Below are 12,269 nucleotides of genomic sequence, written 5' to 3'. Positions count from 1 at the left end.
TGTGTCTTCTGCCTAATGGGCAAAAGCTGTTGGAACACGGGAGGAGGGGCGGCATCGAAGGTCTCGGGCGGTGCTTCGAGGGGTAGGGACGATGCTTCCTGTCTCTCTGACGCGGTCGACATCACTGCTCCATGTGGTCCAACGTACACTAGGAAAGTTCAGGTAATGGCGTCTACAGCAAGGAAAAGATCTAGTAGCTCGTCACAGTGATTTTGACTCTTTGGGTATGCCTGGATAGGCGCGCCCCAGTTTGGTGCGAGCTTTGTCCGTTGTGAACATCCAGTTGATACGGGCGCGAGTTTTGTTTCGCTGCCGCTCCCATGCTGCGATCTCGTTTCTAAGGCGTTTTGGATCGTCGATCCGGCGGCCGAGACACTGCCCTTGGAGCACGCCGATCTCGATCTCGACCATATTGAGCCAACTGGCGTGTTTCGGGGTGTAGTGGAACTCGAGGCGGCGCAGGATGCGGCGGGCCTCGGCGGGGGCAAAGGCCTGGTAGAGGGCGCCGGGGGCATGGATCGACAGATTGTCCTGCACGACACGGATGCAGGCGGCCTTGGGGTAATGGACATCGACGAGTTCGCGCATGCAGTGAGCATAATCCACGGCGGTGCGCCGTTCGGTGACTTTGACGTTACGCCAGGCCCGATGCGGATCGAGGGCGACAAAGAGATTGACGGTGCCGTTGCGGCGGTACTCGTAATCGTAACGCTCGCGCTTTCCCGGCTCGGGTGGGATCGGCTGGCGCACTTCGCCGATGAGCTGGACGGGGGTTTCGTCGAAGCAGACCAGCGGCCGCTCGGGATCAGGCGCTTCAGCGTAGAGATCGAGCACATCTTCCATGCGGGCGACGTATTCGCCATCGACATGGGGAATGCACCACATGTCCCTGCGCCACGGCTTGAGGTCATTATCGGCCAGCCGGCGGCGCACGGTCTCGCCCGACAGGCTGTCATGATCGGTGAGCTTGACCATCACGTCGGCCAGCAGCGCCAGCGTCCAGCGCCTCCGGCCAGCGGGCGGCTTGGCGCATGCGGTCGCCACCAGCAGGGCTTCCTCCTTGCCGGTCAGCTTGCGCTCCGCACCGGGACGCGGCTCCTCACTCAAGGCCCGATCGAGATTGCCTTCCACCAAGCGGCGTTTGGTCCGATAGACGGTGGAGGCGCTTACTCTGACGGTCCGGACAATCTCCTCGTCGCGGCTGCCGATGTCGGCCGCCAGCAAAATCTGGGCCCGCTTGAGTTTGCGAGCGGCATGCTTGCCGCCGCTCAGCATCGCCGTCAGTTCCTCTCGCTCGGCTTGGCTCAATTCAACCCGGTACCGTACATTCATCGTTCGCCTCCCTGTCGGAGGCTCCGGACGAATCGATCCATGAGTCAAAAATCAGGCGCACGCTTTACCGAGAAGCAGGGCCATTATCTGGCTTTCATCTATACCTACTCGCACATGTTCGGACGGCCCCCCGCCGAAGCCGACATGCAGCGTCACTTCGGTGTTAGCCCGCCCTCAGTCCATCAGATGATCGTCACGCTCGAACGTAACGGCCTCATTCGCCGTCGAGCCGATATCCCCAGAAGCATCGAAATCCTCGTGCCGCCAGAGAGCTTGCCGATCCTAAGCTGGCTCGGTATCAAACCGTCAAAATCACTGTGACGAGCCACTAGCTTACAAATTTGCGTCCAACTTTCCTATCGCTGGGCATCTTCTTAGGTCTATTCAGTAACATCGTTCCAGACGCCGAACCAGAAGCCGCCCTTGTTTAGCAAAACGCAACCTTCGAAGCTACACTCCTCGCGGGAGGAGTGCCCGACGTATGGAATGAGGAGTAAGACTCTAGGCGTGCAAGACAGTGTTGAGCAAGCCCTCTCAAATGTGGGGCCGGCGTTTACGATCTGGTTTCAGCCAATCATGAACATGGGGCACGGCGACACGATATTCTCGCACGAAGCGTTGCTGCGCGGTCCGTCCGGCGAAGGTGCGGCATTCGTTCTCAGTCAAATTCCGAGATCTCAGATAATTGAGTTCGATGCATTCTGTAGGGAGTGGGCTGTCCAATTGGCCCAAGCGAGCGGGCTTCCCGCGCGGCTAAATCTTAACATTGTTCCTAATGCAATTTGTGATTCACAATTTGGACTGGATAGCACGGTTAGTGCAGCCCGCGAGATTGGCTTCTCAGAGCAACGTTTGGTGTTTGAAATCGTTGAGAACGAGCGGATAGCAGACACCAAGCAGGTGCGTGATAAGCTTGGCGCACTTAGAGATAGCAAGATATTGATTGCACTCGACGATGTTGGTGCGGGATACAACGGCCTGAATTCGCTAGTCGAATTGATGCCGGACATTGTCAAATTGGATATGGCATTGATCCGGGGAATCGACGCAAGCGCCAGGCGACGGTGCGTAGTTCAGGGTATTGTGGCGATGTGCAAAGACCTCGGCAGTCGGCTCATAGCAGAAGGGGTGGAGACAGAGAAGGAAGCGAATACGCTCCATGCGCTTGGGATTGATCTCATGCAGGGATTTTTGTTCGGTGGTCCGTGTGCGGGCGGTTCACCGGTAGTTTTCCGATATCCCCTGCGCAGAAACGAATCGCACCGCGCTATCGAGTGAGCGCGCTGCCTTCGACCGCTGCATTATCCGCCCGAACAGGCGAAAGGGGCGTTTAACCGTTTGTGATCAAGCGCGAGATACCAGCTCCTGTAGCACGCTCAGATTGGAGAGGCTGGTCTAATTCAGTTTAGCTGGAATTGGACACGTTGTGTCTTTCCGACTGGTTACGCGCGCTCTTGAGTGCGCTTGGGCATTTAACGAAACGATCGCCCTATCAGCGAGCTGTTGCTGAGACACCAGCCAGCAGCGCTCGAGTGGCCCGTATGTGTCACGCATTGATCATTTTCGTTCATGATTCGATCATTTCGAGAGTGATCCCAATATGCAGCGTGATGGAGGTGCTAGAGTAGTGTTTGGTAATAGAAATGATGAGAACTAAGTATGACGGACGAAATACCCCCTCAGTTCGATCACTCTGCCGACCTTAACGATCCTAAAGTTGATCAGTTGAGAGGCATCACAGGCCTGTCGGTGGCAGGCGTTCAATACCTTCTTTTTCAATGGGAGGAGCCTCCACATTCTGTCTTCGCAGAGCTGGAAAAATTGCTGACGATATTCAAAAGCAAGGCGGCGGGTGACAAGACGACTCTGCGCGCGAGCGGCGTGCTCAGACTTGTCAGAAGTTAGTATGAAGGCGCTCAAGCCGGGTCGACTGAGGACATGCAGGACATCCGCGGGCGCCTCGACGCCTGCCAGCGCGGTGCGTCGCCCCGTCAAAAGCACGCGCCATACAATAATTTCGTCGCCGAGATCAAAAACATCGCGGCGAACGCCGGCTGCAGGAGCGAAAGATCGAAGGATGTCATTCGCTACAGGGCGGCGAGGTTATCTGGATCGCTACGTCGCCCCCTCGATTAGCATGTATCGCGCGCGTCTGACGGGGGACCCATTCGCACGGTGCTGACGGTCAATAGGTGACGACGATCGATCTGCCGCCGGCGCCGACGTTACGACCGCCGAGGCGCCTAACGCCGGCGGACGCACCGGCGCTGAGCGGCGATGCCCCGGTGACGCGCCGCTGATTGGCTTCATCGACAGCGGGGCCTCGGCTACTAGTCGGGCTTGACGCTGAGGAGGTATTTGATCGCCTCGCGCGGGTCGAAGCCAATGGCTTCGGCAAAAGCAAGAAGCTCAACGACGTCGACCTTTCTTTGTCCCACTTCAACTGTGCGACAAAGGATTGATACCGGCGGAGCTTCTTCGCGACCTCCGCCTGAGTTAGGCCCGCCTTTTTCCTTTTCATGATCAGGAAGGTCTTCAAGGCTTGATGTCTTGAAGAGTGCAGTGTGCGAGACATGACCGACCGCTCGGAATCGAGGGTCGTCCAAATAATGCGATTTACAGATTATCTCAAAACCAGATAATTTAATCACGATCATCAGCGCATCGTCGCAGCCCTTGGGGCGGTAATTGGCATCGACTGCCGGAAGCAATCCATTCGATCTGTCGCGGCTGTCTGATGATGTCCGGAGTACGGCGGCCGCGATCCGGCGACATCCAGCGTTTCGCGCGACGCTGCGTTCGTTTTGCAGCGAGTATGCCGGGATCTTTCAAGGAAATCGCCTTCTCACCACAATCGCAACGGGCGAGGCCCGCCAGCTGATCTGTGCCTTCATGGTAGCGCTGCATTATCGGCGAGATGTCAATGACCCGATATCCGGAATTGTGGTTTCACGCGTCGAGGCGTTTGCCCGCCAGCATCGGCTCGCAAGCCACAATCGTGTCATCGATCTCGTTGACCTAATGAAGGCGGCCGGGTATTTCCGTTCGGTCCGCAGCATGTTCGACCGACGTGTGGTTGTCCTGGAACCGACGGATACGTTGGCGGACCTGGTGCGGAGCTTCGTGCGGCCGTTTCTGAGGGCCTTCGACAGGATGAACGGTGACGGCAGTTTTGAGCTGCGGCTGGCCCGTAACGACATCTTCAAGGACGCGATTTTGACGCGTGCGCTCGAACTTTATGTCGACGGCTGCGCGCTTTGCGATGCCGTCCCGGCGATTCGCCTCTTTGATGGGCGCATTGCAGGCTACGAGATGATGCTATGGATTTGGACGACTTCCCAATCAGGGAACGGGAGTGATGTGCCTGTTCATCTCCGCTACACAGCCAGGAGCTTTGGCGTGTCGGACACGCATTTACGCCGGTTGGTGCAAGAGGCGGAACGGCAGGGCTATCTCCGCCTGGCAACGCGCCATGGAGTATCTCTCGTTGAGGTGCGTTCGTCGCTTTCCGATCTAGTTGAACTCTTCGTCTCTCTCAAGCTCGCTCTTTTCCGGTGCGCGATCGCCCGAGTTGACACCGAAGCCCCGCCAGCCAATCCGCCTCTCAGCCGCGGTTGATCCGCGTTGGCCAGCCGACGCCGGTCGCTCGATACGTGGCCGGCGAGAGTGGGCGACTCCGACATTCTTTTCCGCCGGAGCTCGAGGAGGGCAGTCGCGATCATGAATTGACGGGCCGCGCTCTTCCGGATCAGAGAGCGGAACAGGCCGCCAAAATTGGCCCGCCTGGATCCTCGAATCGGTGGACCGTTTGCCGCGGCATCATCGGACGCGAGCTGATGGACATAGATCGCGAGCAGGGCAGTTTGCAGCGAACCTATGGTATTCTCGCCTTCCGCCCAGGCATCAGGGCTAGCCCCGAAACCAGGCCGCAGGATTCGCCCCGCGGCAACAAAATCCGCGGCCGAACGGCAATTTATGCCGGCATCAGAGAGCGCCGGACAGGCCTCCACGACGAGAGCTAGCGGAAAGGCTTGATCTGACGCTGCAATTGCGGGTTGCGGCGGTTCGGATGATCCGCGGTCGGCGTCCCCATCATTCTCGCAAGCCGCTTTGGAAATCTCGTTAGAGTTTTCAGGGTCCTTTTCTAAATGGCGGGCATTGTGCCCGGCTGAGCCGGGCATTTTCTTGTCATTGGATCGATCGTCCAACGACTTAGTGAGTTCGTAGAACAGTCCCTCAGCTCGATCGCGCAATTCGACCAATGAGGCCAGGATGGGCTCACGCGGGGCGATCCGATCACGGCGCGGGATTCTGCGCTCGAGCTCCGTGAGCTCCGCAAGCAGTGGCTCGGTCTTGCGCTGCTGGTCATAAGAAACGGCGGCGGTGAGGGCGGCGCGGGTAGCGATCCTGTGTCGCGAGATGTCGTCGTCGAGGGCGGCGCGAGCTTGGCGATCGCGCTCTTTCTGAAGGACGATGCCGGCGAACTCGGCATGGAGGTGGATCAGGGGCGAGAGGATAAACCCGAACGCGTCCTCGATTTCGCCGCCGGCGCCTTTACTCGCGTAGCGATAACGGCGCGGGGAATCCTTGGGGATGATAAGGCCGAGGCCGATCAGTTGCTGTATTGCTCGGCGAATGGTGCGCTCATCAAGACCAGTGGCCGCGACGAGCCACTTGCTCGCCGGCCAAACGATGATCTCATTCTTGATCGGTTTGCCTCCGTAACAGGCACAGAGTTTTTCCAGCACGTGGCGCGGGGCACCCCGCAGGCCCAGGGCCTGAGCAGCATCCTTTTGAGCGAGAATGAGTCGATCCCGGCTTGGTGATCCAAGCCGGTCTCTGATGGCTTCGGTCGCCAAGGATGCTGCGATCTGCACGGGAGTGATCCCGCGCAAACCGGGCTGGGGGAGATGTGTTCGCATGCGGTTTTCCATTGGAAAACGCAAAGCAATCCCGTTCGCCGAATCGGCGTTGCCGTATTGACAGTGGTGACGGGAAAAGGCAGGTTCGACCCGTCTTCTGTTTGTCGAACGATCGACTGATCAACGATCGAATGATGCCTTCCCGGATCACCGGGTGCACGTAAACGAAAACGGAATCAGCCTCACCAATTGCTGTTGGTGGGGCTTTTTCTTTGCGTGATTGCTACTCCAGGTTTTGGCGCGACTCACGCTGCCGCTCGTTGCCGAGTCGTGTAAAGCGACGCAGAAGCATGGCCCCCCAAATGATCAGTATGCGACCCAAATTGATCAGCAGATTCGCTCCGCACGAGCGCTAGGTTGCTAGACAACAATCAGACGCGCTCCGATTGTGCGATACGTCATGACCGCGCGAGCCCGTAAGGCCCATCGGTAAGCGACGTGGAGCGTTGTGGCCGCAGGAGAAGGGCTTTGGATGACTCAGCGCTGAAAGATGTGAGGGCACAGATCTTGACGCCAGCGTATGGCGACCAGGTCACAGTTGCATATACGCAGAGCATGATGGCGCTTGTGAATGCCTGCTGGTCTCGCGGCATGATCATGAAGATCGCCGTCGAGAATGGTCAGAGTCTTATCACGCGCGCCCGCAATGAGATGTTGGTAAAATTTCTGGACACGCCAGAACTGACGCATGTTTTCTGGATCGACGCTGATGTCGGCTTCCGCTCAGAGGACGTGTTCAGGTTTCTGTCGTCGGACCTGGATGTCGTCGCGGGAGCCTATCCGATCAAGCAGTATGATTGGCCAATCGAGATTCCCGCCGGGACACAGACGCTTTCGCAGGAGCAATTCGAGAGTCTCGCCTTGGTTTACCCGGTAAACGCGAATGAGGATGCCGGACTGTCCTTCATTCCCGACGACGATGGGTATCTCGAAGTAACTGACGCCCCGACCGGGTTCATGTGCATCAAACGGCGTGTGTTTGACCGGATGATGGAGGCCTATCCCGACCTACAATATTATCCGGACTTCGATTTGCAGCCAGGTCGGGAAGCCAAAGCAAAGTACTGTTATCGTTTTTTCGACGTGATGTTCGACGCATCTTCAAAGCGATATTTGTCGGAAGACTACGCCTTTTGCCGCCGCTGGCGCGATATCGGCGGCAAGGTTCACGTCTGCACCCGCACACGGCTCACGCACGCCGGAACACATCGCTTCAACGGAGACATCCAAGGCGCGCTTGCGGTGCGGCCGCTCGAAGCGATTGGGGGAAGGAGGGGTCGTCGCACTCCGGAGGAACGCGGGAGATAAACGAAACGGGGTGCAGAGACCGGTCTCCGCGCCCGACAGCGGAAGCTATCGGGCCTCACTGCGGAGCGAGGCCTGCAGGATATGTGAGCTTGATATGGCCCGCCAGGCGAGCCGCGTCACGCAGTTGGCTCAGAACTCGGACCCGCTACGCCGGAGATATCCATGTATTCTGATTAATAACGGACGTGGGAGTGCAAGCCCCGCGCTGCCTCACGCTACATGGTCACGCCGGGCCAGGCTCCTGATTGTTGCAAGGATCGTTCGTGGATGAGATGCGCGGCTGTGGAGAAACAGCCGACTTGGTGCGAGGGTGAGACCGGGTGAGCCGTCCCGAGAATTTTTATTCGAGGGCGCGCCTATACGTCGTTCCGACTGTCGCCTTCATGTGCCAAGGTTCAAACAGCGAAAGAGGCCCACTCGTTCTTTACTTCGACGTGGCGAGGTGCGCGCAGATGAACTGTGTGCCGGATCGCATTAACCGCGATCTGCAAGACCTTGACCGCCGTGTTCAACCACGAGCGGATTGCGGAGTTACGCCAAATCATTTGGCGATGCCGCCATTCCACAATATTCTTGACATCGACCAAACCATGTGGGCGCGCCCTCCCTCGAAAAAATCTCGCGATGGACCGCGCCGTGCCACACCGTCCCGACAACATAGAAGCAATCAGCAAGGCGCTCAACTGTCATCGTGTCATCGCCGCATTGACAACGAACGAAGACGATGGAGGCAACAATGTGCAAGCTGCGGGACTTCGACACGGAGCTGAAAGCGCTTGAGGACAAGGCGCGAGACCTCCGAAGCCGCGAGGTGCTCGGGCTTGGCGAACTGGTCATCGCCACCGGAGCCGACGCGCTCAGCGCCGACGACTGCCGGGTGCGCTGGTCGCCATCGCGGAAACGAAAGATACCGTAAAGACGGAGGCGTGGGTGAAGCGCGGGCCCGCGTTTTTCGAGGCGCGAACACCGCGATCTACGTCAGCGCCGTGACACCGAGCGCTCTCGGTCACATTCGAGCGGCGCGCAACCGGCGTCAGGCGGCGCGGGCGCGCATGACATGCGAAGCTGGCAGATCGAGCGCCGCAGGCGCTCGCGGCATCTGATCGAACTCGGCAGGCTCGTCGTTAAACCCGGCGTCGGGGACCTCACCGACGACGACCGCGCTACCATCTACGGCACGCTCATCTGGATCTAGACAAGCTCAAAAGCGAGCAAGGCGAACAGGCGCGCGAGCTCTGGGCCGAGAAGGGAAAGCATTTGTGGACCGACGCAAAGGAGCGAATCTCAGCGCCTCGGAAGACCGGTACGATAGGGTTTCCTGATCTGAACCCTTTTTGCAATATTCTGACCGTTATTCCGATAATTGGTGTTCAAAACTTATTATTAGAGCCCCACGGCTATACGTGCGCCGTTAGGGGTTTAAGTGGTGCTTTATTCGTCTTATGCTGTTCTCGGCCGTGCAATCCGCTTGATCTTTCTGGCCGCCGTCGTGCTCGCCTGCTCTCTGACGGTATCAAACACTGCCCAAGCGTCGCCCCAGATATATTCGGTTTCGCCGTCATCAGGTCCCGAGGCTGGCGACAACTGGATACACGTCAGGACGAACGTAGAGGCTTGGCACGATGTCGTAGCCGGCTGGCTGTTACACGTCTGTGAAACGTCTCAAGAGCTGACTATTCGTAGCTTGGTTAATAACAATGGTGTCGTAACCATGGGCGCGAAGATGGTGCCGGGGACTGGCAAAGTGCACCTTGCAATACACGATTCGCCGTGCACGTCGGATAACGAATACACCTATATCCCGCCGGCGCCAACGGCGACGTCGCTGTCGCCAACGTCCGGTCCGGAGGCCGGCGGCACGGTGGTGACGATCAGCGGCAGCAACCTGGCCAATGCCAGCGCGGTGACGTTCGGCACCAGCATGGCGCGGATCACGGCCAACTCGGCGACCTCGCTCACGGTGACCTCGCCGGCGGGGACCGGCACGGTCGATGTCACCGTGACGACGCCGGGCGGCACGGTGTCGCCGGGCCGCTTCAGCTATGTCGGGGCGCCGACGGCGGCGTCGCTGTCGCCAACGTCCGGTCCGGAGGCCGGCGGCACGGTGGTGACGATCAGCGGCAGCAACCTGGCCAATGCCAGCGCGGTGACGTTCGGCACCAGCATGGCGCGGATCACGGCCAACTCGGCGACCTCGCTCACGGTGACCTCGCCGGCGGGGACCGGCACGGTCGATGTCACCGTGACGACGCCGGGCGGCACGGTGTCGCCGGGCCGCTTCAGCTATGTCGGGGCGCCGACGGCGGCGTCGCTGTCGCCAACGTCCGGTCCGGAGGCCGGCGGCACGGTGGTGACGATCAGCGGCAGCAACCTGGCCAATGCCAGCGCGGTGACGTTCGGCACCAGCGCGGCGCGGATCACGGCCAACACCGCGACGTCGCTCACGGTGACCTCGCCGGCCGGCAAGGGCGCGGTGACGGTGACGATGACGACGCCGGGCGGCAACGTCTCGCCGGGCACCTTCACCTATATTCCACCGGCGCCTTCCGAGACGAAGACGACGATAATGTCGTCGCAAAATCCGAGCAGTTTTGGTCAAGCCGTCACGTTCACGGTCACCGTCACCGCAATCGGCGCCGGAACGCCCGCGGGCACGGTGACGTTCAGGGACGGTGATGTGCAGATAGGAGCCTCCTTCCTGTCTGCGGCGGGTGTCGCGACGCTGATGACAAAGACACTCTCTGTCGGTAATCACAGCATCACAGCGGCTTATGCTGGCGGCCCTGCGTTCAATGCCTCGATTTCGTCGCCCCTGACCCAGTCGGTGAACATTCCGGCCGATAGCACCAAGCTGCGTCAACTGCAGGTCGACGTTACCAAGGTCGTGGCGCAAAACTCCGGCCAGGCGATTTCGAGCGCAATAGATACCGCAATCTCCGAAGGGTTCAGTGATGGCGGACGATGCATAACACCTGGACCAACGGGTCTGCGGCTTAACCTGACCGTCCCCTGTGAGGACGAACTGCAATCCGCGCGCCCCAGCGCCAGTGCTTACGCGAGAGAGGGGGCTCCCGGCAGAGCCAGCCGCGATAATTCTAGCATCGACGACGTTTTTGCAGCGGTCGAGTCGGCGAAGGTGGCTTCGGCGAAGGTTCGGGCACAAAATAACTGGCTGTTCTGGATCGACACCCGCGGGACCAGCATCGACCGCTGGGCATCGCCGGGCAATTTCGGCGCCGGAGCGACCCAGGCAGCACTCTACGGTACCCAGTTCAATACGCTCGCCGGCCTGACCTACAAGATCGCTCCTGACTTTCTGGTGGGAGCGGTGGGCGGCTATGAGAGCTTCCAGTACACAATGGATAGCATCAGCGGAAGACTCAAAGGGGACGGCTGGACGGCCGGCTCCTATCTCGGTTGGAGGATTACGCCGGCATTGCGGTATGATGCGGCCGCTACCTTTTCCAACATCAGCTACAACGGCACCGCAGGTGCCGCGCAAGGAAGTTTCAGTGGTCAACGCTGGCTGCTGACGACCGGCCTCACCGGCTCCCATCAATGGGCCAACTTCCATCTGGAGCCGTCGACCAGGCTCTACATCCTCCGGGAGCGGGAGGGGGCCTATATCGATACGCTTGGAACCAAACAGGCCGCGTACAACTTTTTCGCAGGACGTGCCTCAGCCGGGACCAAGCTGACCTATCCGGTGTCCTGGAGCGATGGCCTGCTGCTGTCGCCCTACGTCGGGGGATATGCTGACTACTACTTCACGCGGGACAATGCTGCGGCCGTCATCATCGGCACGTCCGTGCCGCAAATTCCGATCCAGTTGCAGGGGTGGTCTGCGCGTTTCACCGGCGGCGTCGACCTCAGATCCGCCGGCGGCGCCACACTCGGCGTTGGCGCCGAGCTTGGCGGGATTGGTGGCAATACCCGGATCTGGACGTTTTCCGGACGCGCTCAAGTGCCATTTTGACGATGAGGCTAAATTCAATCTGGTAAGGCAGCGCCCGCCCAATCGGGAAGGAGATTCTGGTGGCTGAGCAAACGTTACAGTCCGAGAAGAAAACAACCCAAGGGAATGATTTTCCGAGTGTTTGGTGCGAGCGGAAATGGCTATGGCTGTCCGACGTCAGCCTGGCGACCCTGGCTTCTTTTGTTTCCCCCCTGCCACTGCGGAGACGGTCGTCCTGCGGACGGGCGCCCCCACGCGCGTCATGAGTGATGTAACGATCCACGGATCGCCTTATAAGAACGCTAATAGTGATTACGACCCTGACGGCAAAGGGGTCTATTTGGAAAAGGGTACTCGGTTCAAAGGTAGCAACCTCACCATCAACGCGGACCTGACGGGGATCCAGTTGCTCGGCGGGAATAACTCCGTCAGCCTCCAATCCTCCCTGCTGCTTCCAGCCGGAGAATTGGCCCAACGATCGGGCTTCACACCATCCGAAACTGCGCGCGATCAAATCGGAATACTGGAGGGTTCAAATAGGTCCCGCGTTAAAGATCTCGCCGCAAGTCGAGCGCGGGACCTATTTGAACCCGGATTGAACGAAGACGCGTCTTGTGGGCACGGAGCTATGGGCGCTCGATCCGAGCGTCGGCTGGCGCGGCGGAGCCGATGTTGGGCCCGCGGGCGAGCGAGGTGGCAGATTGCCGCTGATATTGGCAGCGAAGGCAGTCGCCGACAATAGCGGCAAGCCG

Annotated in this window: 9 protein-coding genes and 2 pseudogenes; 8 read left to right on the top strand and 3 right to left on the bottom strand. The window is 59.4% G+C overall.

Features of this window, described 5'->3' with window-relative positions; genetic code table 11:
• Positions 1-201: 201 nt before the first annotated feature.
• The gene (locus ACVIHF_RS00870; RefSeq protein WP_076829362.1) at positions 202-1,332 is read right to left on the bottom strand and encodes an IS630 family transposase; all 1,131 of its coding nucleotides are present in this window, start codon (positions 1,330-1,332) and stop codon (positions 202-204) included.
• 39 nt (positions 1,333-1,371) lie between these two features.
• On the opposite strand from ACVIHF_RS00870, the gene ACVIHF_RS00865 reads away from it, so the two are divergent.
• The 3 genes from ACVIHF_RS00865 (at position 1,372) to ACVIHF_RS00855 (ending at position 3,237) form a co-directional block, all read left to right on the top strand.
• The gene (locus tag ACVIHF_RS00865) at positions 1,372-1,653 is read left to right on the top strand and encodes a LexA family protein (protein ID WP_310885818.1); all 282 of its coding nucleotides are present in this window, start codon (positions 1,372-1,374) and stop codon (positions 1,651-1,653) included.
• 186 nt (positions 1,654-1,839) lie between these two features.
• The gene (locus tag ACVIHF_RS00860; RefSeq protein ID WP_253610503.1) at positions 1,840-2,610 is read left to right on the top strand and encodes an EAL domain-containing protein; all 771 of its coding nucleotides are present in this window, start codon (positions 1,840-1,842) and stop codon (positions 2,608-2,610) included.
• 381 nt (positions 2,611-2,991) lie between these two features.
• Positions 2,992-3,237, top strand: a complete 246-nt coding sequence (locus ACVIHF_RS00855) for a hypothetical protein (protein ID WP_253610502.1) — start codon at positions 2,992-2,994, stop codon at positions 3,235-3,237.
• Between the two features lie 425 nt (positions 3,238-3,662).
• On the opposite strand, the gene ACVIHF_RS00850 is transcribed toward ACVIHF_RS00855, so the two are convergent.
• Positions 3,663-3,989 (bottom strand): hypothetical protein, encoded by a 327-nt coding sequence (locus ACVIHF_RS00850; protein ID WP_456791458.1) that lies wholly within the window; start codon positions 3,987-3,989, stop codon positions 3,663-3,665.
• A gap of 31 nt (positions 3,990-4,020) precedes the next feature.
• Here ACVIHF_RS00850 and ACVIHF_RS00845 point away from each other — a divergent pair, with 31 nt between their 5' ends.
• A complete protein-coding gene (locus tag ACVIHF_RS00845; RefSeq protein WP_253610500.1) occupies positions 4,021-4,950 on the top strand; it encodes a hypothetical protein in 930 nt (309 codons plus the stop codon).
• A gap of 83 nt (positions 4,951-5,033) precedes the next feature.
• On the opposite strand, the pseudogene repC reads toward ACVIHF_RS00845, so the two are convergent.
• Positions 5,034-6,254, bottom strand: a pseudogene (gene repC / locus ACVIHF_RS00840) (plasmid replication protein RepC); the annotation flags it as partial.
• Positions 6,255-6,722: 468 nt separating this feature from the next.
• On the opposite strand from repC, the gene ACVIHF_RS00835 reads away from it, so the two are divergent.
• From ACVIHF_RS00835 to ACVIHF_RS00820, 4 genes and pseudogenes are all read left to right on the top strand, one after another.
• Positions 6,723-7,562 carry a hypothetical protein gene (locus ACVIHF_RS00835; protein WP_253610498.1) on the top strand — a complete coding sequence of 280 codons (840 nt, stop codon included), beginning with the start codon at positions 6,723-6,725 and terminating at the stop codon, positions 7,560-7,562.
• A gap of 736 nt (positions 7,563-8,298) precedes the next feature.
• Positions 8,299-8,613: pseudogene (locus ACVIHF_RS00830) on the top strand (conjugal transfer protein TraD); the annotation flags it as partial.
• A gap of 6 nt (positions 8,614-8,619) precedes the next feature.
• On the top strand, positions 8,620-8,757 hold the full coding sequence (locus ACVIHF_RS00825; protein WP_309145064.1) for a conjugal transfer protein TraD: 138 nt from the start codon (positions 8,620-8,622) through the stop codon (positions 8,755-8,757).
• 228 nt (positions 8,758-8,985) lie between these two features.
• Positions 8,986-11,538, top strand: coding sequence for an IPT/TIG domain-containing protein (locus ACVIHF_RS00820; RefSeq protein ID WP_456791457.1), 2,553 nt, complete (start codon positions 8,986-8,988; stop codon positions 11,536-11,538).
• The last annotated feature ends 731 nt before the right edge of the window (positions 11,539-12,269 follow it).

It is taken from the genome of Bradyrhizobium sp. USDA 4506 (assembly GCF_054058795.1).
Note: the sequence above shows the minus strand (reverse complement) of the source record. Positions and strands in the feature narration are given on the sequence as shown.

Bases quoted from the DNA above. Each gene is read 5' to 3' on its own strand.
- ACVIHF_RS00870 (WP_076829362.1), bottom strand. From the start codon at position 1,332: ATGAATGTACGGTACCGGGTTGAATTGAGCCAAGCCGAGCGAGAGGAA.
- ACVIHF_RS00865 (WP_310885818.1), top strand. From the start codon at position 1,372: ATGAGTCAAAAATCAGGCGCACGCTTTACCGAGAAGCAGGGCCATTAT.
- ACVIHF_RS00855 (WP_253610502.1), top strand. From the start codon at position 2,992: ATGACGGACGAAATACCCCCTCAGTTCGATCACTCTGCCGACCTTAAC.
- ACVIHF_RS00850 (WP_456791458.1), bottom strand. From the start codon at position 3,989: ATGATCGTGATTAAATTATCTGGTTTTGAGATAATCTGTAAATCGCAT.
- ACVIHF_RS00825 (WP_309145064.1), top strand. From the start codon at position 8,620: ATGCGAAGCTGGCAGATCGAGCGCCGCAGGCGCTCGCGGCATCTGATC.